At 62.4% G+C, this 25,797-nt stretch carries 29 protein-coding genes; 17 read left to right on the plus strand and 12 right to left on the minus strand.

Going from position 1 to position 25,797, the window contains the following annotated elements; all coding sequences use genetic code 11:
• Nucleotides 1-24: 24 nt before the first annotated feature.
• On the minus strand, nt 25-870 hold the full coding sequence (locus P3G66_RS02570; protein ID WP_064443766.1) for an LLM class F420-dependent oxidoreductase: 846 nt from the start codon (nt 868-870) through the stop codon (nt 25-27).
• Nucleotides 871-995: 125 nt separating this feature from the next.
• On the opposite strand from P3G66_RS02570, the gene P3G66_RS02575 reads away from it, so the two are divergent.
• The 5 genes from P3G66_RS02575 (at nt 996) to P3G66_RS02595 (ending at nt 5,205) form a co-directional block, all read left to right on the plus strand.
• Entirely contained in the window at nt 996-1,886 is an 891-nt protein-coding gene (locus P3G66_RS02575; protein ID WP_257233152.1) for a class I SAM-dependent methyltransferase, read from the plus strand.
• 244 nt (nt 1,887-2,130) lie between these two features.
• Nucleotides 2,131-2,988 carry an ABC transporter permease gene (locus tag P3G66_RS02580; protein WP_003939782.1) on the plus strand — a complete coding sequence of 286 codons (858 nt, stop codon included), beginning with the start codon at nt 2,131-2,133 and terminating at the stop codon, nt 2,986-2,988.
• Complete coding sequence (locus tag P3G66_RS02585) at nt 2,985-4,085, plus strand: aliphatic sulfonate ABC transporter substrate-binding protein (RefSeq protein ID WP_042451442.1); 1,101 nt, start codon at nt 2,985-2,987, stop codon at nt 4,083-4,085. The genes P3G66_RS02580 and P3G66_RS02585 overlap by 4 nt, the downstream gene beginning before the upstream one ends.
• Nucleotides 4,069-4,896 carry an ABC transporter ATP-binding protein gene (locus tag P3G66_RS02590; RefSeq protein ID WP_192712231.1) on the plus strand — a complete coding sequence of 276 codons (828 nt, stop codon included), beginning with the start codon at nt 4,069-4,071 and terminating at the stop codon, nt 4,894-4,896. The genes P3G66_RS02585 and P3G66_RS02590 overlap by 17 nt, the downstream gene beginning before the upstream one ends.
• 81 nt (nt 4,897-4,977) lie before the next feature.
• Nucleotides 4,978-5,205, plus strand: a complete 228-nt coding sequence (locus P3G66_RS02595) for a hypothetical protein (RefSeq protein ID WP_007733785.1) — start codon at nt 4,978-4,980, stop codon at nt 5,203-5,205.
• 57 nt (nt 5,206-5,262) lie between these two features.
• On the opposite strand, the gene P3G66_RS02600 is transcribed toward P3G66_RS02595, so the two are convergent.
• The 6 genes from P3G66_RS02600 to P3G66_RS02625 form a co-directional block, all read right to left on the minus strand.
• Nucleotides 5,263-5,451, minus strand: coding sequence for a helix-turn-helix transcriptional regulator (locus P3G66_RS02600; protein ID WP_003940277.1), 189 nt, complete (start codon nt 5,449-5,451; stop codon nt 5,263-5,265).
• Nucleotides 5,451-5,870 (minus strand): hypothetical protein, encoded by a 420-nt coding sequence (locus P3G66_RS02605; RefSeq protein ID WP_192712232.1) that lies wholly within the window; start codon nt 5,868-5,870, stop codon nt 5,451-5,453. The genes P3G66_RS02600 and P3G66_RS02605 overlap by 1 nt, the downstream gene beginning before the upstream one ends.
• A gap of 90 nt (nt 5,871-5,960) precedes the next feature.
• The gene (locus P3G66_RS02610; RefSeq protein ID WP_003940356.1) at nt 5,961-6,479 is read right to left on the minus strand and encodes an N-acetyltransferase; all 519 of its coding nucleotides are present in this window, start codon (nt 6,477-6,479) and stop codon (nt 5,961-5,963) included.
• Nucleotides 6,480-6,498: 19 nt separating this feature from the next.
• Nucleotides 6,499-7,377, minus strand: a complete 879-nt coding sequence (locus tag P3G66_RS02615; protein WP_007733788.1) for an SDR family oxidoreductase — start codon at nt 7,375-7,377, stop codon at nt 6,499-6,501.
• Nucleotides 7,374-8,906 carry an NAD(P)/FAD-dependent oxidoreductase gene (locus tag P3G66_RS02620; protein ID WP_192712234.1) on the minus strand — a complete coding sequence of 511 codons (1,533 nt, stop codon included), beginning with the start codon at nt 8,904-8,906 and terminating at the stop codon, nt 7,374-7,376. The genes P3G66_RS02615 and P3G66_RS02620 overlap by 4 nt, the downstream gene beginning before the upstream one ends.
• Nucleotides 8,907-8,919: 13 nt before the next feature.
• On the minus strand, nt 8,920-9,924 hold the full coding sequence (locus P3G66_RS02625) for a patatin-like phospholipase family protein (RefSeq protein WP_209920673.1): 1,005 nt from the start codon (nt 9,922-9,924) through the stop codon (nt 8,920-8,922).
• Nucleotides 9,925-10,054: 130 nt separating this feature from the next.
• On the opposite strand from P3G66_RS02625, the gene P3G66_RS02630 reads away from it, so the two are divergent.
• The gene (locus tag P3G66_RS02630) at nt 10,055-10,645 is read left to right on the plus strand and encodes a TetR/AcrR family transcriptional regulator (protein ID WP_030535226.1); all 591 of its coding nucleotides are present in this window, start codon (nt 10,055-10,057) and stop codon (nt 10,643-10,645) included.
• Here the strand turns inward: P3G66_RS02630 and P3G66_RS02635 are convergent.
• A complete protein-coding gene (locus P3G66_RS02635; protein ID WP_228232235.1) occupies nt 10,581-11,705 on the minus strand; it encodes an alpha/beta hydrolase in 1,125 nt (374 codons plus the stop codon). The two genes, P3G66_RS02630 and P3G66_RS02635, sit on opposite strands and share 65 nt — an antisense overlap.
• Nucleotides 11,706-11,724: 19 nt before the next feature.
• Here P3G66_RS02635 and P3G66_RS02640 point away from each other — a divergent pair, with 19 nt between their 5' ends.
• The 3 genes from P3G66_RS02640 to P3G66_RS02650 are packed head-to-tail and all read left to right on the plus strand — an operon-like array spanning nt 11,725 to nt 13,747.
• Nucleotides 11,725-12,489 (plus strand): MBL fold metallo-hydrolase, encoded by a 765-nt coding sequence (locus P3G66_RS02640; RefSeq protein ID WP_042922301.1) that lies wholly within the window; start codon nt 11,725-11,727, stop codon nt 12,487-12,489.
• Entirely contained in the window at nt 12,486-13,145 is a 660-nt protein-coding gene (locus P3G66_RS02645) for an alpha/beta fold hydrolase (protein WP_058037738.1), read from the plus strand. The genes P3G66_RS02640 and P3G66_RS02645 overlap by 4 nt, the downstream gene beginning before the upstream one ends.
• Nucleotides 13,146-13,195: 50 nt before the next feature.
• Nucleotides 13,196-13,747: an SRPBCC family protein gene (locus P3G66_RS02650; protein ID WP_003940599.1), complete on the plus strand. Its 552-nt coding sequence runs from the start codon at nt 13,196-13,198 to the stop codon at nt 13,745-13,747.
• 4 nt (nt 13,748-13,751) lie between these two features.
• On the opposite strand, the gene P3G66_RS02655 is transcribed toward P3G66_RS02650, so the two are convergent.
• Nucleotides 13,752-14,822, minus strand: coding sequence for a LacI family DNA-binding transcriptional regulator (locus P3G66_RS02655; protein WP_007733803.1), 1,071 nt, complete (start codon nt 14,820-14,822; stop codon nt 13,752-13,754).
• 159 nt (nt 14,823-14,981) lie between these two features.
• On the opposite strand from P3G66_RS02655, the gene P3G66_RS02660 reads away from it, so the two are divergent.
• Nucleotides 14,982-16,154 (plus strand): acyl-CoA dehydrogenase family protein, encoded by a 1,173-nt coding sequence (locus tag P3G66_RS02660; protein WP_003939770.1) that lies wholly within the window; start codon nt 14,982-14,984, stop codon nt 16,152-16,154.
• Nucleotides 16,151-17,299 (plus strand): CoA transferase, encoded by a 1,149-nt coding sequence (locus P3G66_RS02665; protein ID WP_003939934.1) that lies wholly within the window; start codon nt 16,151-16,153, stop codon nt 17,297-17,299. The genes P3G66_RS02660 and P3G66_RS02665 overlap by 4 nt, the downstream gene beginning before the upstream one ends.
• A gap of 54 nt (nt 17,300-17,353) precedes the next feature.
• On the opposite strand, the gene P3G66_RS02670 is transcribed toward P3G66_RS02665, so the two are convergent.
• Nucleotides 17,354-18,355 (minus strand): NADP-dependent oxidoreductase, encoded by a 1,002-nt coding sequence (locus P3G66_RS02670; protein ID WP_003939765.1) that lies wholly within the window; start codon nt 18,353-18,355, stop codon nt 17,354-17,356.
• A gap of 111 nt (nt 18,356-18,466) precedes the next feature.
• On the opposite strand from P3G66_RS02670, the gene P3G66_RS02675 reads away from it, so the two are divergent.
• Nucleotides 18,467-19,390, plus strand: coding sequence for an alpha/beta hydrolase (locus P3G66_RS02675; protein ID WP_039973369.1), 924 nt, complete (start codon nt 18,467-18,469; stop codon nt 19,388-19,390).
• Nucleotides 19,387-19,818 carry a nuclear transport factor 2 family protein gene (locus P3G66_RS02680; protein ID WP_003940510.1) on the plus strand — a complete coding sequence of 144 codons (432 nt, stop codon included), beginning with the start codon at nt 19,387-19,389 and terminating at the stop codon, nt 19,816-19,818. Before P3G66_RS02675 ends, P3G66_RS02680 begins: the two co-directional genes overlap by 4 nt.
• Nucleotides 19,819-19,836: 18 nt before the next feature.
• Here the strand turns inward: P3G66_RS02680 and P3G66_RS02685 are convergent, their stop codons facing one another.
• Nucleotides 19,837-20,610: an SDR family oxidoreductase gene (locus tag P3G66_RS02685; RefSeq protein WP_007733807.1), complete on the minus strand. Its 774-nt coding sequence runs from the start codon at nt 20,608-20,610 to the stop codon at nt 19,837-19,839.
• Between the two features lie 209 nt (nt 20,611-20,819).
• Here P3G66_RS02685 and P3G66_RS02690 point away from each other — a divergent pair, with 209 nt between their 5' ends.
• Entirely contained in the window at nt 20,820-21,746 is a 927-nt protein-coding gene (locus tag P3G66_RS02690; RefSeq protein ID WP_276116142.1) for a hypothetical protein, read from the plus strand.
• On the opposite strand, the gene P3G66_RS02695 is transcribed toward P3G66_RS02690, so the two are convergent.
• Entirely contained in the window at nt 21,734-22,345 is a 612-nt protein-coding gene (locus P3G66_RS02695; RefSeq protein WP_042451422.1) for a phosphoribosylanthranilate isomerase, read from the minus strand. The two genes, P3G66_RS02690 and P3G66_RS02695, sit on opposite strands and share 13 nt — an antisense overlap.
• 69 nt (nt 22,346-22,414) lie before the next feature.
• Between P3G66_RS02695 and P3G66_RS02700 the strand changes: the two genes are divergently transcribed.
• The 3 genes from P3G66_RS02700 to P3G66_RS02710 all read left to right on the plus strand — a co-directional run bounded on the left by P3G66_RS02700 (nt 22,415) and on the right by P3G66_RS02710 (nt 25,790).
• Nucleotides 22,415-23,716, plus strand: a complete 1,302-nt coding sequence (locus P3G66_RS02700; RefSeq protein ID WP_047271090.1) for an alpha/beta hydrolase-fold protein — start codon at nt 22,415-22,417, stop codon at nt 23,714-23,716.
• Between the two features lie 91 nt (nt 23,717-23,807).
• On the plus strand, nt 23,808-25,037 hold the full coding sequence (locus P3G66_RS02705) for an acyl-CoA dehydrogenase family protein (protein WP_007733810.1): 1,230 nt from the start codon (nt 23,808-23,810) through the stop codon (nt 25,035-25,037).
• 156 nt (nt 25,038-25,193) lie between these two features.
• On the plus strand, nt 25,194-25,790 hold the full coding sequence (locus P3G66_RS02710) for a CatB-related O-acetyltransferase (protein ID WP_037125853.1): 597 nt from the start codon (nt 25,194-25,196) through the stop codon (nt 25,788-25,790).
• Nucleotides 25,791-25,797: the final 7 nt, after the last annotated feature.

Here is a 25,797-nt window from a genome sequence, read left to right on the forward strand (position 1 = left end):
GAGGTCAAGATGCTGTGGCGGACCTCACCGTCCGAGCTTGGCTGCCAGACGTTCCATGTATCCGACAACCTCGTCGGGGCTCTTGTCCGGAGTGCCGAACATTGCTTCGGTGACACCGATGTCTGCCCAGTGGGCGAGCTTCTCCGAATCGGGTTTGCCTGCCAGGACGGTTATTTCAGGCTCGCCGACTCTACCTGCTTCGGCCCAGATCTTTCGGAGCAGTTCCACGTTTCCGTCGATCTCCTGCTCGATGGGTGTGGTGATCCACCCGTCGGCAGACTTTGCGATCCACTTGAAAGTCTTCTCGTTGCCGCCGCCGCCCAAGAGGATGGGAGGACGGGGCTTCTGAACTGGTTTGGGCCACGCCCAGCTGGGTCCGTACTTCACGAATTGGCCGTCGTACGACGCTTCTTCCTTCGACCACAGTTCGCCCATGGCTTCGAGATACTCGCGGAGTGCGGTCCGGCGTTTGTTGGGCGGTACGCCGTGGTCGGCGAGTTCCTCTGCATTCCAGCCGAATCCGACGCCGAAGACCACGCGTCCGCCGGAAAGATGGTCCAGCGATGCGATGGTTTTCGCGAGAGTGATCGGATCGTGTTCGAGGGGGAGGGCCACGGAGGTGCCCAATCGGATGGTGTTCGTGACCGACGCGGCGGTGCCGAGGGCAACCCAGGGGTCGAGTGTGCGCATGTAACGGTCGTCGGGCAATTCGGCCGACTGGGTTCCGGGGTGATCGGAATCCCTCGAGACGGGGATGTGAGTGTGCTCCGGAACGTAAAAGGCGTCGAATCCATTCGCCTCCGCAGCCTTTGCTGCATCGGCAGGGCGGATGCCGCGATCACTGGTGAACAGGCTGAGTCCGTAGCGCACTGGTTCTCCTTCGATGGTCCGTCGAAAAACTGTAACCTGTTGCATCTTCGTTCGGATAGGTTTCCAGCCCAGTAAATCGATTGCCGACGTGACCGGGGACGTGGTGAACTCGGGCGGACTTTGTTGTGGGTCGAGAAGTGGATGCAGTAGAGGTGGATGCAGTAGTGATGGATGCAGCGGAGATGAATCGGTTGTCGTGGAATGCGGCGACCGTCGCTCACAACAGTCACAAAGGAGACCAGGCACAGTTCTTTCGCAACGGCGGGTCGACCTTGTATCCGGAAGAACTGGCGCTGCTCGGCGAGATCGACGGCTCCTCGATTCTTCATCTGCAGTGCAATTCCGGTCAGGATTCGTTGAGTTTGGCCGCTCTCGGTGCCGCGGTGACCGGCGTCGACATCGCGGATTCCGCGATCGACTTCGCCCGAACCTTGTCCGCGGAATCCGGAATTGCCGCCGATTTCGAGCGTGCCGATGTATCTGCGTGGCTCCGCGCTGCTGCCGCTGGCCAGAGAAAGTTCGACCGAGTCTTTTCTTCGTACGGAACGGTGATCTGGTTACCCGATCTCGACGAGTGGGCCGAGGGGATTGCCGGTGTTCTCGCGCCGAACGGTCGATTCGTTCTGGTGGAGTTTCATCCGTTTGCCATGTGTTTCGACGAGAAGTGGTCGCTGACATACCCGTACGGAGGCGGGACTCCCGTGACCGAACCCCGTGGCGTGGGCGACTACGTGGCAGATTCGGCCGATCTCGTCTTGCCAGGCGCTGAGGGAAAAGGAGTCGAGAACTTCGAAAATCCTTTCCCCTCATGTGAATTCAACTGGTCCATTTCCGAGGTGCTAGGAACTTTGCGGCGCGCCGGATTGACGCTCGAGTCTTTCGACGAGTACCCGTACGCCAACGGTTGGCAAGGATTCGAGGAGATGGCTGAACTCGGCGGCAAGCGTTGGGGAGTCCCGGCCGGACGACCCGAGATCCCGCTCATGTATTCGCTGTCGGTTCGCTTGGCCGACTGACGCCTATTTCCCCCGCATTTGCGGGTAATTGCAGACACAGGTAGTAATTACCCCCATGCCCTCGACGCCACTGACACGACGCATCGCCGTCGACCTGTGCCGTCTTGGTGCCAACTGCTGTTGCTGTTGATTCCTTCCGACTCTCCTGAGTGAGAATGGCGCCGCTCTGTGCGCCTTCGCCCCTGCATATGCGCCCGTTGCTGCATGTGTGCCGGAATTTTCCGTACGTCGAGGAAGAACAGCGATGTCGACTCCTGTCGAAGCAATAGAACCAACATCAGTCACGGAACCGAACCGTGAGCCGCGTCGGCCGTGGACTTCGAGTGCGACCACTGTCGGACTGCCGGTGCTTTCCGTGATCGCATTCTTGGCCCTGTGGCAGGTCGCTGCCGCGAGCGGCACCTGGAGTGAGACCTTCGTGCCGTTCCCGAGCACGGTCTGGCATGCCTTCGTCAACACGATGACCACGCACGACGGAGTGCGCGGCTACCAGGGCTACCTGCTCTGGGAGCACCTCTACATGACGCTGCGACGGGTGCTGGTCGGTGTGATCATCGGCGTCGGATTGGGCGTGATCCTCGGTTTGGCCATGGGATCGGTGACATGGCTGCGGAGCCTGCTCGAACCGTGGTTGACGTTCCTGCGCGCACTGCCGCCCCTGGCGTATTTCTTCCTGCTGGTGATCTGGCTGGGAATCGACGAGGCGCCGAAGATTACATTGCTGGCGCTCGCTGCTCTTCCGCCGGCAGCGGTGGCCACCACAGCTGCTGTGGTCGCGGCGCCGGTCGGACTGGTCGAAGCGGCCAGGGCCCTGGGAGCCTCACGGGCGCAAGTGATCCGGGACGTCGTCGTCCCGTCGGCCTTACCGGAAACTTTCACGGGCATTCGGCTGTCGGTAGGTATGGCGTACTCGTCGGTGGTCGCGGCCGAACTGTTCAACGGCATCCCCGGAATTGGCGGAATGGTCAAGGATGCAAGCAATTACAACAACACACCGGTCGTGCTGGTGGGGATCTTTGCCATCGGATTCTCCGGCCTGATCATCGACGGACTGCTGCGGGCTGCAGAGCGCCGCGCCGTTCCCTGGAGGGGAAAAGTATGACTGACAATCAGAAACACGCCAGCAGCAATCTGAAGCGCAGCAGTAATTCGACGCCCAATGAAGGAAGGGCTGCCCGGACGGCGTTCACGGTGCTGATCGGCGTCCTTGCCCTTGTTCTCGGTGCGTGCTCGGTGGATCATTCGGGCCAGGATTCGTCCAAGGAAACGATCCGTATCGCTTACCAGTCGTTCCCGAGCGGCGACTTGATAGTCAAGAACAATCGCTGGCTCGAAGACGCACTGCCCGAGTACAACGTGAAGTGGACGAAGTTCGATTCGGGAGCCGACATCAACACCGCCTTCATCGCCGGTGAAATCGATTTCGGCGCAATCGGTTCGAGCCCGGTTGCTCGTGGCCTCTCGGCACCGCTGAACATTCCGTATCAGGTCGCGTTTGTTCTGGACGTGGCCGGCGACAACGAAGCCCTGGTGGCGCGCAACGCAACCGGAATCAAGACCGTCGCAGATCTGCGCGGCAAGAAAGTGGCCACGGCATTCGCCTCGACCGCGCACTACAGTCTGCTGGCAGCGCTGAACCAGGCCGGACTCAGTGCCGACGACGTCCAATTGGTGGATCTCCAGCCGCAAGCATCCCTCGCAGCCTGGCAGCGCGGTGACATCGATGCCGTCTACACCTGGCTGCCCACGCTCGACGAACTCCGTAAGGACGGAACACAGTTGATCGCCAGCCGTGAGCTCGCGACAGCAGGGAAGCCGACACTCGATCTTGGTGTGGTGTCGACTGCGTTTGCCAAGGATCACCCCGAGATCGTCGACACCTGGCGCCAGGTTCAGGCCCGCGCGCTCACGACGATCGCCACTGATCCGAACGCGGCAGCGGAAGCTGTTGCCGCACAATTAGGCGCCTCGAAGGACGACGCGGCAGCGCAGTTGAAACAGGGTGTGTTCCTCACTCCGGAGCAGATCTCCTCGCCGGAATGGTTGGGCACCGAGGGCGCTCCCGGGAATCTGGCAGTGAACCTGCAGAGTGCAGCGCAATTCCTGGCCGAGCAGAAGCAGATCGACAGTGTGCCTGATCTGGCGGTCTTTCAGAATGCTCTCTATGTGAAGGGGCTTCCCGATGTCCTTGACCAGTAGCGTGACCGCACAGCAGGCCTCGGGAGGATTCGCTGCCGACCGCCCGGGCGCGATCCGAATCGACACCGTCTCGCACAGGTACGGCCACGGTCGAGAGTCCGTCACGGCACTCGGGCCCGTATCGATCGACGTCACACCTGGTGAGTTTCTGGTTCTCGTCGGAGCGTCGGGTTGCGGCAAGAGCACATTGCTGCGGCTGATCGCGGGTTTCGAAAGTCCTTCCAGTGGAACGGTTCAGGTCTCCGGATCCGACCCGATTCCCGGGTCGAGTGCGGGAGTGGTGTTTCAGCAGCCACGGCTCTTTCCGTGGAAATCGGTGGGCGGCAACATCGATCTGGCACTCAAATACGCCGGCGTTGCGAAGAGCGAACGCGGGCAAAGGCGTGACGAGCTTCTCGACCGCGTCGGTCTGGTCGGCACTGCGGACCGGCGTATCTGGGAAATCTCCGGCGGGCAGCAGCAGCGGGTGGCAATTGCTCGTGCCTTGGCGGCCGAAACGTCGTTGCTCCTGTTGGACGAACCCTTTGCCGCGCTGGACGCCCTCACTCGCGAGCGTCTGCAGGAGGACCTGCGCAGTGTCAGTGCCGAATCGGGGCGAACAAGTGTCTTCGTCACTCACAGTGCCGACGAGGCGGCCTTTCTCGGCTCCCGCGTCGTAGTTCTGACAAGCCGACCGGGCAAGGTCGCGCTCGACCTGAAAATCGATCTGCCACGAACCGGCGTCGATCCCGACGATCTCCGAGGCTCACCCGAATACGCGGCATTCCGAGCCGAAGTCGGCCATGCGGTCAAGGTTGCAGCTGCAGCGTAGGTACCCTGCGCGTCGACTACCAGGTGGCCGCGTCGATAATAGGAAGGAGAACGTGCAGGACACGACGAACAAGGAGTGGTCATGGCAACTGAGGTGGAGTCCGGTGACCTCGTGCAGGCAGCCGGCCATGCGGGTCCGTGGACGGTAGTCGAAGTTCGCCAGGGGATGGCGCTGCTCGAACACAGTGACGGGCACAGGTTGTCGCGTCGAACGACGACGTTGACCGTCGTCCGCAAGGGCTCGGGCAAGAAGGCAACGGCCGTCGAAGACGGGAACGACGAAAACGGATCGCCAACTCTGTTCGACTGAAACCGCAGCTCGACTGAAACCGCAGCTCGACTGATCTTCCGTCAGTTCGAGACGGCGTCAGCTGGAGAAAATGTCGTCTACGCGTTTGTCGAAGTATTCGGCGATTCGGAACGCCAGTGACAGACGCGGGTCGAAGTGTCCCTTCTCGATCGAGATGACGGTCTGGCGTGTGATGCCGAGCGCGTCGGCGCACGCTTGCTGTGACAATCCGGCTGCCGTACGAAGTTCTTGAAGGTTGTTGCGCATCAGATCTTGTCAGATCTCGATTGTGGGGTGCGGTCCCTCGACACTGCCCAGTACCGGATTCCGAAGTCGGCCAGCCCGAGGGCTGTAAACATTACGAGCGGCAGTTCGGGAGCGCCGAAGACATTGTGCGCGATCAGCGCGATCCCCATGGCAGTGATCAAGTCGGTGAACGCGCCGAAGCCGGCCTTGCGACTCCATTCTGTTTCGACGGTGTCCTCGGGGTAGGCGGGGGCCTTGTCGTTCTCCGATGAAAAAAGGGCCCACGCCGACCCGATACAAGCCGGTGCCATGACGATTGCGAAGACGATGAAGGCCAACGTCTTCCGATCATCGGCGGTCAATGCTGCGAAAAAGCTGAAGGCTAGCGTTGCTGCGACGCCGATACCGATGATCAGGCTCCACCGTGCCGTGGTGCTCATGAAGCCTCCCAGGTGTAAGAGTTCTTTGACATGCCTGAGCGTAGGTCTACGTGCGCTGGATGTCAAAGAACTCTTACATCGCGCTGAGGGTCAAGCGACCCCGAAAGGCGCTGCGTATGAAAACTTCCCCGTCTGATCGGGGCGGTGCGTGGTGAGGGTCCTGATCTGAAAGTGCTCGCCCCACTCGGCTTCCGGAGACTCGATCCCGGCGTCCGTGCTGGTGACGAACCCGAACTGCGGGTAGTACTCGGTGCTGCCCAGGAGGGCGAGCAGTGGCACGTCCAGAGCGTCGGACGCACCGATCACCGCGTGCATCAGCGCCGAACCGACGCCGCTGCGTTGGTTGTCCGGTGTGACTGCCAACGGGCCGAGGCCAACCGCCTCAACGGGACCGACCCATCCGCGTGTTCCGATCACGAAACCAACGATCTCATCACCGGCGACGGCGACAAGGGACAACTTCGGTAAGTAGTCGTTCGAGGCGAAGAGCTGACGTGTCAGTTCGATCTCGTAGGGAGACTCGCCGGGCGGCGCTTGGTCGGCAAACGCCGCCCCGAGCAGTGAATAGATTGCGTCACGGTCGGAAGAAGTTTCGCGGCGGATGTACATGGCCACGAAACTACCCGCTTCATCTCCGATCGTGCTCCTCGTTTTCGGCCTGACGTGCCACTCGCTTTTCGTAGTCCGCACGCCCGTTCGGATCTACCGATGTCAGCGCGCGGCGATCGTCGATCACCCGGCGTCCGATGTTTATCATCCATTCGGGTACTACAGCGTCGATGAGGTCCCAGCCCGCAAGGTAACGCGGAACAGTAGTTTCGGCTCGCCGGTGCGCGACCGTGTCGACGACAGCTTTGGCCACGACCTCGGGTTCAACCGTCGGCATGCCCTTTCCGAGTGGCACACCGGAGGAGAGCCCGGTGCGCACCGCGCTGGGCAGGATGGCGCTGACGCTGACGCCGGAATCTGCGAATTCGACACGAGCAGAGGCGGAAAGGCCCACCGCACCGAACTTGCTTGCGTTGTACACGGCCATTCCTGGCACCGGTAGCTTGCCTGCCATGGATGCGATGTTGACGACGTGGCCGCGTCGCCGATCCACCATGCCGGGAAGCACGGTGCGCATCCCGTGAATCGGGCCCCAGACATTGACGTCGAGGGTTACTCGACTGGTGGCGTCGGACTCGTCGAGGAAGCTGCCGAGCGGCATCACGCCCGCATTGTTGACCAGAATGTCGATGTGACCGAATTCGCCGATCACTGTGGAGACGAACACATCCCAGGATTCGCGTGAGGTGACGTCCAGAGCGTACCCGCGGGCCCGTGCGCCGATGGATGCGGCGGTGTCGACGGCCGTCTCCTCGTCGAGGTCGCCGACGCAGACGAGTGCGCCGCGAGCTGCGAACAACTCCGCTGTGGCCCGGCCGATTCCGCGGCCACCTCCGGAGATGACGACGACTGCTCCGTCGAGATCGATCGGCGGGTAGGTGGTGCCGAAAAGGCTCATGTGGTGTACTCCGGTTCGGGGGTGGTGGTGGGCTCAGCGGGGGTGTCGTCTGACGCAGGGTTGTCGGACAGCGTGTGGTTGTAGGCGTATGGATCGAAGGCCCGTAGCCGTCGACGCATGGCTCCTGACGACCACGGCCAGTTGAAGCTGTTGCGGCCGTTGACGTCGAAGAAATAGCTTTCGCAACCACCGGCGTTGTAGACCGTGGTACCCAATGCCTCCTGAACTTGAGAGTTGAAGGCTGCCTGTACTTCCGGGCGCACGTCGATGGTTCTCCAGCCGTGCCGACGAGCGTGGCCGATCGCCTGTGCCACATAGTTCAGTTGGGCTTCCAGAATCATGAAGGCCGACGTGTGCCCGGTGCCGAGGCTCGGGCCCAGCAGAATGAACGCGTTGGGGAATCCGCTGACGGCGGAACCGAAGTACGCCCGCGGGCTTCCCTGCCAATGATCGTCGAGTGATCGACCTTCTCCGTCGAATACCTTTGATGCGATGGGCATGTCGAGGATGTGGAAGCCGGTTCCGAAGATGATGGCGTCCACTTCCGATTCCACTCCGTCGGCGCCGATCACGGTGTTGCCGTGGATCTCTTCGACTGCGTTGGCATGGACGGTCACGTTGGGTCTGCCGAGGGCCGGGTAGTACGAGTTCGACATGAGTAGTCGCTTGCAACCGAGGGTGTAGTCGGGAGTCAGCGCCTTGCGTAGCTTCGGATCGCGCACCTGCAAGCGCAATTGGGCCGACCCGAGTTTCTGCACGATACGCAGGATCCACGGATTGCGGAACCCCAATCCAAGCGCTTCCATGATTCCGTATTCGATGCTGCGTAGAGCCTTGTGCGCTCCCGGTACGAATCGCATGACGGACCTTTCGATCCGCGGTACGTAGTGATCGGGTTTGGGAAGGACCCATTGAGCGGTGCGTTGGTAAAGGTGAAGGGCGGACACGTCGGAGACGATGCGCGGCACGAATTGGACTGCGGAAGCGCCGGTACCTACGACGGCGACGCGCTTTCCGGTCAAGTCGTAGTCGTGATTCCACTGCGAGGAATGAAACACCTCGCCCTCGAACGTTTCCAGCCCGGGAATCGCCGGCGTCAGGGGTTCGTTCCACGGGCCGGCGGCGGCTATCACGAAACGAGCAGTGAGTTCACCGCTGGAAGTTGTGATCTTCCAGAGTGATTGCGATGCGTCCCACTGTGCGGAGAGCATTTCTACCCCGAAGCGAACGTGCTTGTCGACCCCGTGGCGGACGGCCGTGTCCTCGATGTACTCGCGGATCTCAGGCTGCTCCGCGAACAGTCGGGTCCAATCCGGATTGGCGGCAAAGGAATACGAGTACAGGCCGGACGGGACGTCGCAGGCACAACCGGGATAGGTGTTGGCGCGCCAGGTGCCGCCGAGGGAGTCCGCTTTCTCGAGCAGGACAAAATTGTCGATCCCGAGGCGCTGCAGGTGAATTGCTGCACCGATCCCGGAGATCCCGCCACCGATGATCACGACCTCGAAGTGGTCAGTTCTGTTGTTCACTGAGTCTGCGCTTTCACTGGTGGGACGGGGTGGAGTGGAACGGGCGCGCATCGAGTTCGCGTTTCACGCTCGCACGTGTTGTACGTAGGGATGATTCGAAGGTGGCGAGCCGCCGTCGGCCGTCCATGAAGTTGGCGCCCATGACGGCGAGATCGTCGTCGGTGGCGTCTATGCGCAAGACCCTGGTTCCCGCAGCGCGCACCAGTTCGATTTCCCGGTCGAGGCCCTTGGACATGGAGTTCCGCAGGGCGCCGCGTTCGATACGGGCGGCGCCGCGCGCCGGCTTCAGTGTTCGAGATGCCATGGGCGCCAGTACAACCAGCTCGTCGAGTTCGAGGGGGAGCAGGAGGTCTACCGATGCCGTGGACGCCGCGCCGCCGTCGATGTACCTGACGCCGTCGATGGTGACAGGTGGGAACCAGCCGGGAATCGACCAAGACGCTCGAAGCGCTTCACCGACTGTCGCTTTCGGAGCCCCCTGTGCCCCGAACGCGACCCGTCGCCCGGTTCTGTAGTCCATGGATACCATGTACGCGCACGGATGTGGGAGCCACGAATCGCCAGGGGCAAGAGATTCGGCGAGCGTGGTGAGCCAGGACGGGTCGCCGCCACCACGCGGTGCGATACCGCTCATCCGGCTCAGAACGGGAAGATCTCGACGCGTCACCAGTCGTGGATTGCCGATCCCCAAACTCGGAAGTGGCGGGATTCTTCCGGGCGCCGATGCTGTGTGGGCGAGGAGTTCGGGACGTGCGGCGGGCTCTCCGAGTTGCATGGCTACCAACTCGTCGACGCCGACTCCGCTGCCGAGCATTGTCACGAACTCGGCTCCGGCGGACGTGCCGATGATGGCGGTGGCTTCGCGGGGATCCCAGTCGAGGGCGTCCCGAACCGAGGCGAGGGCAGCAACGGTCCAGGCGAAGCCGAGGGTGCCGCCGCATCCGATTGCCAATCCCCGTCTAGGCGCGCTGTGTCGTCCGGACCCGGGTGCGGTGGTGCCGGTCACTTCTGAAGTCATATTTCGGAGACTATCAGTATCTGAATAACGTGGGTACCCCAAATTTGGGTTTCGGGAGTGCGCCTGCGGTGCGCTTCCGGTATTCGGCTACCGTTGGAATCTCGATACTCAGAACCGCGAGGAGGTTCCGATGGCGCGATTGACCAGGCAGGAAGCGCAGGCGATGACCCGCGAGACCTTGTTGGCGACGGCCGTCGAACATTTCCTCGATCGCGGGTACGCCGCCGCGTCGCTCGATCAGATCGCTGAGGATGCCGGTTATTCCAAAGGTGCGGTGTACTCGAACTTCAAGAACAAGGACGAGTTGTGCGCCGAGGTGCTCGGCCGAATCAGGTTGACCAAGGTCGGCGAGATCACCTCACAGCTCGGAGCCAATTCGACGCTCGACGACGCGGTGGCCGAGTTCGCGCGATGGGCCGAGCGAACCATCGGGGACAAGAGATGGACGTTGCTCGAAGTCGAGTTCTCGGTGCGATCGCGGCACAGCGAAGAGATCCGCGAAAAGATCGCGACGGGTGCCGATCAGGTGCGCGGATTGATTGCCGGAGTGGTGCAACATCTTGCCGAGTCCAACGGCGTGACGCCGGCACTGGACCCGAACGCCGCGGCACTGCGCATACTCAGCGTCGGAATCGGTTTGGGGCTACAGCGTGCGATCAGCCCTGAGCTGCCGGTTGATCCGCTGGTGGATACGTTGCGGGAGATTTTGCTGGGTGGGTGAGTAGAACGCGGAGCATTCCGCCGATCTCGGCGACGGCGGTGCGCGAACCCACGCTCGGTCCCAGAACGTTGACGAAGCCGTGGATGAACCCGCGATAGCGTCGATCGGTCACGTGAACACCGTTGTCGCGCAATCGAGCTGCGTAGGCTTCGCCTTCGTCCCGGAGTGGATCGAATCCCGCCGTGATCACGATGGCCGGCGGCAGTCCGGTCGCGTCGGGGGCGCGTAGCGGCGACACCATCGGATCGAGTCGATCGGCATTGCTGCCGAGGAAGCTGGACTCGTAGAAGTTCATGTTGGCCTCGGTCAGGAAGAAACCTTCACCGAACGTCGTTCGCGAGGGGGCCTTCTCGTGAAAGTCGGTCGCGGGGTAGATCAACAGCTGCGCCGCCGGTGGGGTCTTGCCGTCGTCGCGGGCACGCAGCGCGACCGTTGCGGAAAGATGCCCGCCCGCGCTGTCGCCCCCGACAGCGATGCGCGTCGGGTCTGCGCAGAACTCGTCGGCGCGGTCGACGATATCGAGGTAGGCGGCGTAGGCATCGTGTACCGGTGTGGGGAAAGCGAATTCGGGTGAGAGCCGGTAGTCGACCGAGATGACCCGTGCGCCGGAGGTTTCGGCCAACAGGCGGCACGGGGCATCGTGGGATTCGATGCTGCCCTGTACCCACCCGCCGCCGTGGAAGTAGACGAGCAGAGCGCCGGTGTCGGCTGTCGGGACGTAGAGCCGGGCGCGAAGCGGGCCGTCGGCACCCGAAACGGAGATCTCCTCGGTGTGGACGGGCGTGGGCCTGCCGCCCATCATGATCGCGGTTCGGGTGAGATTGGCGCGAGCAGCGGCGAGTGACTGGGGATCGGTTGAATGCGAGGGGAGTGGCCGCGTCTTCGCGAGCGTGAGCAGAAGGTGTGCGTCGGCGTCGAGCGTGTTGCCCTCGATGACGACGGGTGGTCCGGTGATTCGACGTTTCACCGCGCTGGGCAGTGCGAATGCGGCTGCCACCAAGGATGCTTCGGCGCGATCTCGAATGCTGCGGCTGCTGGCCTGCTTCACGGATTCCGACACGTGGCGCAGACTACCAAGCATGACTACTGCGGCACTGTCGATCACGCAGATCGAGAACACACATCTGGTTCGGTGCGGTCACGCCAATTGGGTCCTGGTCGAAGAGGGGTCCGATCTGACCTTGATCGACGGCGGATATCCGGCCAACGGCACCGACGTCGAACGCTCGATCGAACAGATCGGTCACCAGCTCGGGGATGTTCGGGCAATTCTCGTCACTCACGCGCACATCGATCACATCGGTGGGATCGCGGACATCGTGACTCGGCTCGAGGTTCCGGTCCTGATGGATCCGTTGGAAGTGCCGCATGCGAAGAGGGAGTATCTGCAACAGTTGTCGCCGGCCGGAGTTCCGTTGCTGTTGTGGCGGCGAGGTGCTCCGAAATGGCTTCGCGACGTGATCGGAGTCGGCGCGTTGAAAGGTGCGGAACTGCCTCGGGCACAGTCCTTTGCGTCCGGTGGTGCGCTGGACGTTCCCGGTCGGATCGTGCCGATTCCCACTCATGGGCATACCGACGGCCACAGCGCTTACCTTGTTCCCGACGCAGGAGTGATCGCGTCGGGTGACGCTCTGGTGACCGGACACGCGACGTCGAGTGTCGCCGGACCACAATTTCTGGTGTGCCCCTTCAATCATGACCGTGAAGCGACCGACCAGGCGTTGGACAATATCGCCGGTGCACCTGCCGGCGTGCTGTTTCCCGGACACGGTCCGGTTTACGAGGGCAGCATGACTGCCGCGGTCGAACAGGCCCGAGCGGGTCGGACAAGGATGCGTCCATGACTACTGTCGAAACGGTCGACGAAGGTGCGGTGCACGGTTTCCTTCATCGACCTGCTTCTGTGTCCTTCGCGTCGCCCGTCGCCACGCTTGCACTGACTCACGGCGCGGGAAGTAACTGCGACACCGTGCTGTTGCGTGCTGTTGCCGACGGCTTTGCTGCGGCAGGAGCGCAAGTTCTGCGCTTCGATCTCGCGTTTCGGGTGCGTCGAGCTTCGGGGCCTCCGCATCCGTCGCGTGCTGCGGAGGATCGCGCGGGCATTGCCGAGGTGATTGCTGCTCTTCGCAAGGACTACTCGGTGCCCGGACCCGTTCTGCTCGGCGGACATTCGTACGGCGGTCGGCAGGCGTCGATGCTTGCGGCGGAGAACCCGGGACTTGTCGACGGCCTGGTCCTTCTCTCCTATCCACTGCATCCACCGAAGAAGCCCGAGAAGCTCAGAACCGAACACCTGCCCGAACTGAACACACCGACCGTTGTCGTCCACGGTTCGAAGGACGAGTTCGCGACAACGGAGGAGATGCGGGCAGCACTCGCCTTGATTCCCGCCGCGACGCGTCTGGTGGAGTTCGAAGGAGCTCGACACGACTTGTCCGTGGTCAAATTTCCGGTGGTGGAGGAGACAGTCGCGGCCGCATCGGCGGTGTTTGCGTTCTGAACGCCGAGCGGGCGGTTGCCCGTGTCGGTGGTTCCTGGTGAGATCGAACCATGAGTGCCCAGCCGTATCAGCCCAGTGCCCTGTCCGACGTCACGGTGAGCGTCGACGGTGACGACACAGTCGTCAGCTTTCCTCGGGTGCTGCCGTATTCCGTCGAGAAGGTGTGGGAGGCGATCACCGACCCGGAGATGTTGGCGCAATGGACGCCGTACACCGCCGATCGGAACCTGAGCCGTACCGGTGATGCGGTGATCACCATGCTCACCGAGGACGGCGCCCCCGAAATGTCGCTGCCGGTCACCGTTCACGTCGTGGAGACCACTCGGCGGCTCGAACACGAGTGGGGCCCGGACGAATTGGTGTGGGACCTGACCCCGATCGAAGGCGGTACCCGCGTCGTGCTGACGCAGAGGTCGCGCGCCGAGGGGATGGCGTCGGCGCTCGCTGCGGGGTGGCATCTGTGCTTCGACGTACTCGATGCCCTTCTGGCAGGCGAGCCCTTCGGACCGATTGTGGGTGAACGGGCGCGCGAGTACGGCTGGGACGCACTCAACTCCGGTTACGCGCGACAGTTGGGCATCGACGAATCTCAGGTCTGGTAGCTGCTCAGAGTTTGCGACTGGCAGGCTTTCTGGTGGAGGCTCGCGCGATCAGTTCGACGGGAAGCTTCACGGATTCGACGCTCTTGCCGGAGATCAGTGCCAGTAGGTGCTCGAGCCCGGTCGCACCGATCTTTCGAGCGGGGGACCTGACCGTCGTCAGGGGCACCGGGAGTTGGGAGACAACCGGAATGTCGTTGTAGCCGACCAACGCAAGATCGTCGGGAATGCTCAACCCGAGATCACGGGCCACACCGAGTACGCCGATCGCGATGGTGTCGCTCACCGTGAAGACGGCGTCAGGGCGCGTGTTCCCACTGAGCAGTGTGGCAGCCGCATCGACACCCCCTTGAACTTCGAACTCGGAGGCCACTATTCGGTTCGGCGGCAGTTCCAGACCGGCTTCGGCCAGGGCATCGCGGAAACCCGCGACGCGTTCCCGCGACGTGCTGGCGTGATCCGGCCCCGCGATCACTCCGAGATCGCGATAGCCGCAGTCCAGTAGATGCTTCCCCGCGAGGTAGCCGCCGAGGCGGTCGTCGCCGCTGACAAAGGGAAGGCTTCGGTTGACGGATGACGTCGCCGAGTCGATGTGCCGGTTCAGCAGCAGGATCGGCAGTGAGCGCAGGGGGAGCGAGTCGACGAAATCGGTACCCGGCAGGTGAATGCTGCTCAGCATGAGACCGTCGACCTGTCGGCTCACCAGGAACTCGACCGCTTTGCGTTGCGCTTCCAGATCGTCGGGCGGGCTGGAGAGCAAGACGGAGTACCCGGCTGCGGTGGCGGCTTCCTCGATGCCTTGGAACATGGTGGCCACTACAACGTCTGTCAGTCTCGGCATCACGACGCCGATGGTGGTGGTCTTGCGGGTACGAAGGCTGGCTGCCCACAGATTCGGTTGGTAACCGAGTTCCTCGGCAACCTGACGAACTCGGAGTGCGGAGTCGGACCAGCCGTCGGCGGGCTCGGGCTGACGGAGGACCCGCGACGCCGTCGAGATGTGGACCCCGGCCTGGTCGGCGATTTCGCGCAACGTCGGCGGACGGCCGTTGCTGCGGTTCGACGGATCGGGCGTCATCTGCGTCGTGGCTCCTGGTGTGCGTCGGTCCTGAGTTGATTCGGTGTCGGTCGGCAGTTCGGGGATTGACGGGTGCGCAACCGGGCTCTACTCTAGGCGATGCAAACGATTGCGCAATCGTTCTCGCAAAGGATTGCGCCCGAGAACACTGGAGGCCCCGTGACCACGCCGCAGTCCCTGTCCGAGCTTTTTGCCATCGACACCCTGCTGGACGCCGAGGAGATCGCGATCCGCGACACGGTCCGCAAGATGGTCGACGATCGCATTCGCCCGCACGTAGGTGAATGGTTCGAAGCGGCAGCACTGCCGGCTCGTGAGCTGGCCAAGGAACTGGGCGCGCTCGGCGTACTGGGCATGCACCTCGAGGGCTACGGCTGTGCCGGGATGAGCGCCACGGCGTACGGGTTGGCCTGCCAGGAACTCGAAGCTGTCGATTCGGGCATTCGCAGCCTCGTCTCGGTCCAGGGCTCGCTCGCCATGTTCGCGATCCACCACAACGGAAGTGAAGAGCAGAAGGAAGAATGGCTCCCGCGAATGGCGGCGGGTGAAGCCATCGGCTGCTTCGGTCTCACGGAACCCGATTTCGGATCCAACCCCGGCGGTATGCGAACCAACGCCAAGCGCGACGGCGACGACTGGATCCTCAACGGCACCAAGATGTGGATCACCAACGGCTCCATCGCGGACGTCGCCGTGGTCTGGGCTCGAACCGACGACGGCGTGCGCGGATTTGTCGTTCCCACCGACACTCCGGGATTCTCCGCCCCCGAGATCAAGAACAAGATGTCGCTCCGGGCGTCGGTCACCTCGGAACTGGTGCTCGAGGACGTGCGTCTGCCTGCCTCGGCGATGCTGCCCAAGGCTCGCGGACTGTCCGGCCCGCTCGGCTGCCTCAACGAGGCACGCTTCGGCATCATCTTCGGGGCAATGGGTGCAGCACGTGACTGCCTCGAGACTGCGATCTCATATGCACGTGATCGCAAGGTCTTCGACAAGTCGCTCGCCGCGTATCAGATCACCCAGGCCAAGATCGCCGACATGGCAGTCGAATTGGGCAAGGGGCAGTTGCTCGCCATCCACCTCGGGCGCCTCAAGGACGCCGGGACGGTTCGCCCCGAGCAGGTCAGCACCGGCAAGCTCAACAATGTCCGCGAGGCCATCAAGATCGCCCGTGAATGCCGAACCATTCTGGGCGCCAACGGCATCACGCTCGAGTACCCCGTGATCCGGCACGCCAACAACCTCGAATCCGTTCTCACCTACGAGGGCACGTCCGAGGTTCACCAGCTCGTGATCGGCCGCGCTCTCACCGGTGAAGAAGCTTTCCGGTGACGGCAGACGCTGTCGGAGCGCTCGACGGGTTGGTGATCGCTGATTTCGGCCGCGTCCTCGCCGGTCCGTACGCCACGATGATTCTCGCCGACCTGGGTGCCGAGGTCGTCAAGATCGAGCGGCCGGGTGTCGGGGACGACACTCGCAGCTGGGGCCCACCGTGGGTGGGGGACGAGTCGAGCTACTTTCTGTCGGTGAACCGTAACAAGAAGTCGGTCACTCTGGACCTGCGCGAGCGCGAGGATCTGGAGAGTGCACGCGAGCTGGTTCGCAATGCGGACGTCGTGGTGCAGAACTTCCTGCCGGGAACGATGGACCGTCTGGGGCTGGGCTACGACGCTGTCCGAGAAATGAATCCGCGTGCGGTCTACTGCTCGATCAGCGGCTTCGGTGGCAACAACTCTCTGCCGGGATACGACCTGTTGATTCAGGCGGTCGGCGGATTGATGAGTATCACCGGACCCGATCCCAAGACTCCCACCAAGGTCGGTGTCGCGGTGGTCGACGTCATCACCGGCCTGCATGCCAGCGTGGGAATCCTTGCAGCGCTGCGCCATCGCGATCGCACAGGCGAAGGGCAGCACGTCGAGGTCAATCTGTTGTCCTCGTTGCTGTCCGCACTGGCCAACCAGTCGTCCGGCTACGTGGCCGCGGGCGTGGTGCCGCAGGCAATGGGCAACCGGCATCCGAGCATCGCACCATACGAGGTATTCGACACCGCGGACCGTCCGCTGGTCCTCGCGGTCGGCAATGATCGGCAATTCAGTTCGTTGACAGAGGTTCTCGGAGTTTCCGAACTTGCCGCTGATGCGCGTTTCGCGTCCAACAGCGACAGGGTTGCGCATCGAGAAGAACTGTTCGACGCCGTCACTGCTGCATTGGCCAAGGGCTCTGCGGACTCGTGGTTCGAGGCACTGACCGAGCGAGGTGTTCCGTGTGGGCCTCTCAACGACATCGCCGACGCGATAGCGCTGGCGGAACGGCTGAATCTCGATCCGGTGGTGTCCATCGACGACCCGCGTCGCGATGCACCGACTCGGCAGGTAGCCAATCCGATTCGGATGAGCGGCACGCCGGCAACCTATCGGTCGGCCCCGCCGCGGTTGGGGGAGGACAGCGTTCCCACTCCGTCCGGAGTCAGTTGACCCAAGCGAATCGGCCACCGGAATACCGGTGGCCGATCTGCGTGTGTGGCCGACTCAGCTGACCTTCAAGACCAGCTTTCCGGTGTTCGCTCCGGCGAAGAGAAGATTGAGGCTGTCGCCGAACGCGTCGATACCGCCGTCGACGACGTGCTCGCGAGCAGTCAATTCGCCACTCTTGATCCACTTTCCGATCTGCTCTTGTGCTTCTGCGTAGCGATCGAGGTAGTCGAAGACCACGAAGCCGGCCATCGTGGCGCGGTTGACGAGAAGTGACAGGTAGTGAGCAGGGCCTGGCTGAGGTTCGGTGGCGTTGTAGCCCGCGATGGCGCCGCAGATGACCACCCGAGCTCCGAGGCGCAGACGGGAGAGAGCGGCGTCGAGAATTTCTCCGCCGACGTTGTCGAAGTACACGTCGATACCGTCGGGAGCGTTGGACTTGAGCGCCTTGTATACGGATTCGTTCTTGTAGTCGATGGCGACATCGAAGCCGAGGTCCTCGGTGAGCCACGCGCACTTCTCCGGACCGCCGGCGATGCCGATGACCTTGCATCCGTGAAGCTTTGCGATCTGGCCGACCAGACTGCCGACCGCACCCGCGGCACCGGACACGACGACGGTGTCACCGTCTTTCAGCTTTCCGACGTCGAGTAATCCGAAATACGCAGTGACGCCGGGGAAACCGAGAGCGCCGAGCCAGGTCGGCAGGGGAGCGATCGATTCGTCGACCCGAGTGACGTCTGTACCGTCGGAAACGCCGTACTCGGAAGCGCCGAAGGATCCGGCCACGATGTCCCCAACCTGGTAATCGGGGTGCTGTGATTCGGTGATGCGTCCGACGCCGTGGGCGCGCATGACGGAACCGAGCTTGACCGGCGGAACGTACGACTTGACGTCGTTGAGCCAACCGCGCATCGCGGGGTCGAGGGAGAGGTATTCGACCTTGACGACAAACTCGCCCGGTCCGGCGGACGGGATCTCGGCATCGACGTATTCCCAGGTGGAAGCGTCGGGAAGTCCTGTCGGGCGGGCGGCGAGGCGTACTTGGCGGTTGGTCATCTCTCCCCTTCGGCGAAACGAATTGAACTTGAGGCCGGATTCAATATAGGTGATGGATCACGAACTGGGAAGAGTTGGATGAACCGATTGACGACTATGTATGTTCGATCGATGAGCAATGTGGTCGAAGACGCGCCTGGTTGGTTCACTCGGGCGTTGGCAGCGCCGGTCGAGACGGGGTCGGTGGAGGTCGAGGGTGCCTCGGTGCACTTTCGGGCTTGGGGGCCGGCGGGGCCGGGAATCGTGCTGATTCACGGCGGCGCAGCCCACAGTCGCTGGTGGGATCACATTGCGCCGCAGTTCGCCGAGGGGCGCCGCGTCGTCGCTCTCGACTTGACGGGCCACGGCGACAGTGACACTCGCGACGCCTACGCGATGTCCCAGTGGGCTCGCGAGGTGCTGGCGGCGGCCGAGGCAGGGGGAATCGACGGCAAGCCGATTCTGGTGGGGCACAGTATGGGTGGGATTGTTTCTTTCGTGGCCTCGCATCTGCATGGCGAACTGTTGGACGGGGTTGTCATCATCGATTCTCCGCTCAAGGCGCGTACGCCCGAAGAGGAGGCGGCTCGACGCCAGAATGCGTTCGGCCCCAAGAAGGTTTATCCCACCAGGGAAGACGCGATGGGCCGTTTCCGCTTCGTTCCGCCGCAGGATTCGGGTCTGCCTGCGGTGCGTGACCATGTGGCGGCCACGTCGATGGAGGAAGTCGAGGGCGGTTGGTCGTGGAAGTTCGATCCGAATTTCTTTCTCCGAGTAGGCGCCGAAGATGTTCTCGACAGCGAACCACGTTGCCGCGTAGCCTATTTCCGAGCTGAGAACGGCATCGTGTCCGATCGACTCATGGAGCACATGCGCGGATTGTTCGGACCGGAGGCCATCGTGGCGGAGATTCCCGAAGCCGGACATCACGTCATGATCGATCAGCCGTTGCAACTCGTGACCGGGGTGCGAACTGTGTTGAGTGCGTGGTCCGTCGCAAGTCAAGTGCCGGTAAATCAAGCGGCAGGTAACGTCGAGGGAAGGGTAGAAGCATGAGCACGGAATTGACGCTCGAACCGAAAGTCGAAGCTGCACTGAAGTTGTGGCACACCATGATCGAAACCGGCGATCTGTCGGCGCTACCGACGATCGTCGCGCCCGACGCGCAGTTCCGATCGCCCACGGGATTCAAGCCGTACCAGTCCGCGGATGCCGTTGTGCTCATTCTCAATACGGTGATCCAGGTGTTCGAGAACTTCGAGTACCACCGTCAGTTCGCCGGAGCCAACGGTCGGCAGGTCGTGCTCGAATTCAGTGCGAACATCGGCGATAAAAGTCTCAAGGGAATCGACATGGTCGAATTCGACGAGGACGGCAAGATCGTCGATTTCGAGGTCATGGTGCGTCCGGCCAGCGGGCTCGCGGCTTTGGCTGCCGAAATGGGTAAGAGGCTCGGGCAGACGCTACCGACCTACAAAGCCTGAACTGAGTCCGGCCAAGGCTCAGTTCGTACTGAATCCGCCGTTGGAGTGAAGGAGTTGTCCCGTAATCCAGCCTCCGGCGTCGGACATCAGAAACCGAACGAGGTTTGCAGTGTCGCCGGGAGTACCCAGCCGGCCGGCAGGAGTCTGGAGGGTTGTGGCCTGTCTGATCGCGGGTGTCATCCATCCTGTGTCGATAGGTCCTGGGTTGACGACGTTGGCTCGTATGCCGCGTGATCCAAGTTCGACTGCGGCGGCGATGACGATGCGGTCGAGAGCGCCCTTGCTGGCCCCGTACGGAAGATTGTGGGCCGCATGGTCGCTGGTGAGTGCGATGATCCGCCCGGCCACCTGACTGACGTCGCGCTGTTCCGGAAGCCGTTCAGCGAACGCTTTGATCAGAAGCCAGGAGGCGCGAGCGTTGACGGCGAAATGTCGTTCCCAGCTCTCGACGGTGGTATCGAGGATCGAGCTGTCGACGCTTTCGCAATGTGAGAGCACCAGCCCACGGAGGTCGTTCCGCGCTGCGGCAGCGTCAACGAGCTGATCGGCCACGTCGGGCGAGGCCAGATCTCCGGGAACCAGGTCGACACGGCTTCCGAGTGCGCGACACTTCTCGGCAATGTCTTGCGGATCGTGCGCTCCGCGCCCGAACCCGACGCGTTCGTCGTAAGGCTCCCAGTAGCCGATAGCAAGATCCCAACCATCCTCGGCAAGGCCCAATGCGAGGCTCGCTCCGATCGACTTGCTCCGACCGACACCGGTGATCAATACGGTCCCGCGCTTGTCAGACACTGCTCGCCTCCCGAGATGTCCTGCAATTCAAATGGGGTGAGGTCACTTCAGATGGAAGCATCACTGTAGCGGGCGAGCTGTCGCCTGTATCGAGCGAGCTGTCGCCGTGCCTCGACCTGACCTGTGTCTTGACACGGCGCTGGTCACAGCGTTTGACTGAGATGCAAGCTCGAGTTGATTCGCCCGACTGCGTTCCGGGAGGTTGACCTATGCGCGGCAAGGGAATTGCAGGCAAGGCTTTCTCAGGCGAGGGCTGTAGACGTGGACAAGAATCTCACCGAGCACGGTCTCATCGCGGGACCGTCTCGGTTCTGGCTTTGGTTGGGGTGTGCGTACTTTCGTTTGCCACCACTCAGATGGCCGGCGCGCAACCCGTTGCAGACACAGTCGATACCGGGTTCGTGATCCCTTTTGCCGGGGCACCGGTCTACGAGAGCGTCGCGCCCACGCAGATGACTACTCCGGATCAACTCAACCAGCCACTCGGTCAGCAGACTGCGGAAGAGATTGCCGCGCAGATCGGACTCGAACCAGCCGACGCTTTGACCGAGGAGCAGTATCGCGATCTCATCTCCGGCGGAGGGGTCGGCGGAAATCGCGAGGACGCCGCGGTGATCGACGAATGCGCTCGGATTCTCACCAATACGAACGGGCGGCCCCTCTATTCCGGCACTACGCCGTCGGTTCTGGCCAGTTACGGGTTGTACGTGAATCCCGACGGATTGCTGGAGAGTCCGGCCAACGCGGATGCGCCGACGCGACAGGTGAATACGCTGATCGCCCCTGGCGGTTTCGTGGGCACCTGGTTGCGCAACAACGGTGCGACGCACACTCTGATTGCGCTCTATCAGTCGGCATACACGGTGCAGGCAGTCTACGGATTTGCAGCGCAACAGATTTCGGGAGCAGCGCAGCTGGTGACCAACACCAAAGGCAATGTGAGTTCGGAAGTCGGCATGTCGATGGCGCCGCCGCTCTGGATAGTGAACTTCGCACTGCTCTACATCTTGAAGCCGTCACTGGCGGCGGCCATGCCTGCGAACTGGGCTCCCATTCCGCCGGCCGTTGCCGACGCCGTGAAGGCGAGTCCCACCGGTCAAGTCGCTTTCAGTGACTACGCGTCCTATTTCGAGTGATCGGTCTGCCGGACAGCGCTGACGAACTTCTCGATCAACGTGTGGTCCTTGACGCCGCGGGAGGATTCGACGCCGCTGGAGACGTCGACGCCCCAGGCGCCGGTGGCATCGAGTGCGTCGCGAACGTTGTCCGGGGACAGTCCGCCCGCCAGGATCCACTGGCCTTGCGGGCGCGATTGCTGTTGGGCCCAGTTCCACGGCACCCCTGATCCGGCGTCTGCGCCGTCGATCAGGAGTTCGTCCTCGCCGAGGTCGAGATTGTAACCGTCGCGGACGTTGCTGGAGACGACCGCGCGGATGACGGTGAGGCCGGCATCGTGCAGCCGCTGCACTTGCTCGGCGTCGACAAGATCGTGAACCTGTACGGTGCGAAGCCCGGTGATCTTCGCGATCTCGAGGATCTGTCCGATCGGGTTGCCGAGAAAGACTCCGATTGCACGGATGTGATCGGGAACTCGCGCGAGCAGAGCGACTGCGAGTGTGGGGTCGACTTTGCGGACGCTCTCGGCGAAGACGAAACCGATGGCGTCGACGCCCAGGCCCACCGTGAGGTCGACCGTGTCAACGTCGCGTAGGCCACAGACCTTGATGAATGTCACCTGATACAGAGTACTAGCGTCGTCGTCTAGCCTCGTGCGTGCGACATTTCTACGCGCGAGAGGCTTGACGTGGACTGGCTCTACCGAATCAGTTTGATCTCGGGACCGCTGCCGGTGATCCTGACTGTCCTTGGGGTCCTGGGTGGTGTGTGGCTGCTCGGTTCGAACGTGCGCTGGTACTACCGCAGAGCGGTGCCGATCGCGGGGCTGATTGCACTGGTGATCATGATCGCCGTGTGGATCACCGTCGAAAAGGTGATCGTGCCGTTCCCCGATCCCATCGAGATGTCGATCTACGTGTGGATCGGAATCGGTATCTACGCGTTGCTACTTCTCGGGCCGCGAATCAAGGCGGGCGGAACCGTCGCGAAAGCGCTCCTGTCCGTGATCGCGACGGTTCTGGTCGTCATCACTGCCGCGACGCAGATCAATCTGGTTTTCGCCGCGTATCCGACTGTGGGAATTGCGTTCGGACACGACGATTTCGACCGCATCTCACTCAGTGAAGTTCCCGGTCCGACCGATCCTGTTGTCACCGGCGATCCCACCGACACTGTGTGGAAAGCGCCGGAGGGCATGCCGATTCGCGGACGGGTCACGACTTTGCCTGTCCCCGGGACGATTTCAGGATTCTCCGCGCGCGACGCGCAGGTGTATCTGCCGCCGTCGTACTTCACCAATCCGCGTCCGCTTCTTCCCGTGCTCGTGCTCATGGCAGGTCAGCCTGGCAAGCCCGAGGACTGGCTCCAGGGCGGAAAGCTGACCGCGACAATGGACGCTTTTGCACGGGATCACGAGGGGTTGGCTCCAGTCGTCGTGATAGCCGATGGAACAGGGTCGCAGATGGCCAATCCGCTGTGCACCGATTCGTCACAGGGCAAGGTCGGCACGTATCTGGCAAAGGACTTGCCCGCTGCGGTGGCGAATGCGTTCCAGATCGACACGAATCCGCGAGCGTGGGCAATCGGCGGGCTCTCCTACGGTGGCACCTGCTCACTGCAGATGGCGACCAATTACCCCGAGGTGTACCCGACATTCCTCGATCTGTCCGGTCAATTGGAGCCTTCGCTCGGTGACCGACAGCGAACCGTCGACGAGATATTCGGCGGCGACGAAGCGGCGTTCGTGAAGGTGAATCCGATGGACCTGCTGGCGACTCGGAAGTTCCCGAACTCGGGCGGAGTGTTCGTCGTCGGAACAGATGACAATGAGTTCAAGCCCGGTCAGCAAAAGGTGTACGAAGCGGCCAAAGCGGCCGGAATGGACGCCAGGTATCTCGAGCTTCCCGGTGGTCACAGCTTTTCGGTGTGGTCGGCCGGCGTCGAGCAGGAGCTGACGTGGATCTCGCAGCGAATGGGACTGATCAGCTGAATCCTGTTCCGGTTTTGGAACGTGTTCTATATTCGGTGTGTGGCTGTCGTTCGGCAGTCTCTCGATCGTTCACCGACTGGAGTTCAGGCACATGTACGAGTGGTCCGACACCGACCTGATGTTCCGCGACGCCTTGCGGGGCTTTATCGACAAAGAGGTGCGACCTCACGTCGACGAGCTCGAAAGCGGTGCGCTGCCGCCGTTCGACATCATTCGCAAGCTGTACTCGACCTTCGGTCTGGCCGACATGGCACGCGAGGGCCTCGAGAAGTCGCTGGCACGCGAGCGCGGCGATGCGCCCTCCGGTGACGGTGAGAAGTCGAGCGCCTTCAGCGGCGCCGGCAGCATGGGCGTCGTGCTCAACAGCGAATTGGCCGGAGTCAGCCTCGGCCTGGTCGCATCGTTGGGTGTCAGCCTCGGATTGGCCGCCGGAACTATCCGCAGCCGCGGCACACTCGCGCAGAAGGAACGCTGGCTCCCCGGCCTGGTGACATTCGAGACCGTCGGCGCCTGGGCGATCACCGAACCGGACTCCGGCTCGGATGCCTTCGGCGGCATGAAGTCCTACGTACGCCGCGACGGCGACGACTACATTCTCAACGGCAACAAGACCTTCATCACCAACGGTCCGTACGCCGACGTGATGATCGTGTACGCAAAGCTCGACGAGGGCGATGCGTCGGTTGATCGTCGCGATCGCAAGGTGCTCGCCTTCATCCTCGACAAGGGCATGGAGGGTCTCACCCAGAGCCCGCCGTTCAAGAAGATGGGCATGAACTCCTCACCCACAGGTGAGCTGTTCTTCGACAACGTCCGCATCACCAAGGACCGTCTGCTCGGCGAGACCGAGGACAGCGGAAAGTCGGACGGCAAATCCAGCGCCAAGGAGAGCTTCGCCGCCGAACGCATCGGCATCGCGTCGCTCTCACTGGGCATCATCAACGAATGCCACCGTCTGAGCATCGAATACGCGAAGTCCCGCAAACTGTGGGGACGTGAGATCGGGCAGTTCCAGCTCATCCAGCTCAAGCTCGCCGAGATGGAGGTCGCTCGAATCAACGTGCAGAACATGGTCTTCAATGCGATCGAGCGCACCGCAGCCGGAGACAAAGTGAGCCTGGCGGAGGCGTCGGCGATGAAGCTGTACTCCTCGCGCGCAGCGACCGAGGTCGCGATGGAAGCCGTGCAGCTGTTCGGTGGAAACGGCTACATGGCCGAGTACCGAGTCGAGCAGTTGGCGCGTGATGCCAAGTCGCTCATGATCTATGCGGGCAGCAACGAAATTCAGGTCACCCATATCGCCAAGGGCCTCCTGGGCTGACACCGGTACGTTTTCGCTTGTCGGTCGATCGCAGCAGGAACCAGATAGTCTTGCTGCGGTCGGCGACACCGCGCCGACGGATCGGAGTAAGCAGTGAACGCGTCAGATCCCATTGCGTCAGATTTCACTGCGCCGGATCCCACAAATGTTCATCCGATGGCCGGGCAACCGCGAGTGGTGTTGCTGAGGCCGTTGATCGACAACCCGTTGATCGAGGTAGGGGAGTACACCTACTACGATGATCCGGAGTTCGCCGAAGAGTTCGAGACTCGAAACGTGTTGCATCACTACGGTCCCGACAAACTGGTGATCGGAAAGTTCTGCGCCCTGGCCACCGGTGTCACCTTCATCATGAACGGCGCGAACCATCGTATGAACGGTGTCTCCACCTACCCGTTTCCGATCATGGGCGGTGATTGGGCCAGGCACATGGATTTGGTGCAGGATCTGCCGTCACGCGGTGACACCGTCGTCGGGAACGACGTGTGGTTCGGCGGGAACGTGACAGTCATGCCCGGTGTCCGGATCGGTCACGGGTCGATCGTGTCCACTGGCGCCGTCGTAACGCGCGACGTCCCGGACTACGCAATTGTCGGCGGCAACCCGGCAACGGAGATCAAGCGCCGCTTCAGTGCCGAAGACATCGAGAAGTTGGTGCGAATTGCGTGGTGGGACTGGCCGATCGAGAAGATCACCCGCCACGTCCGGGTGATCTCGGACGGGAGTGTCGCGGAACTCGAAGCGGTCGAGTGATCTCCGC

It is taken from the genome of Rhodococcus sp. C3V, assembly GCF_029269915.1.
Classification (GTDB): domain Bacteria; phylum Actinomycetota; class Actinomycetes; order Mycobacteriales; family Mycobacteriaceae; genus Rhodococcus_F; species Rhodococcus_F qingshengii.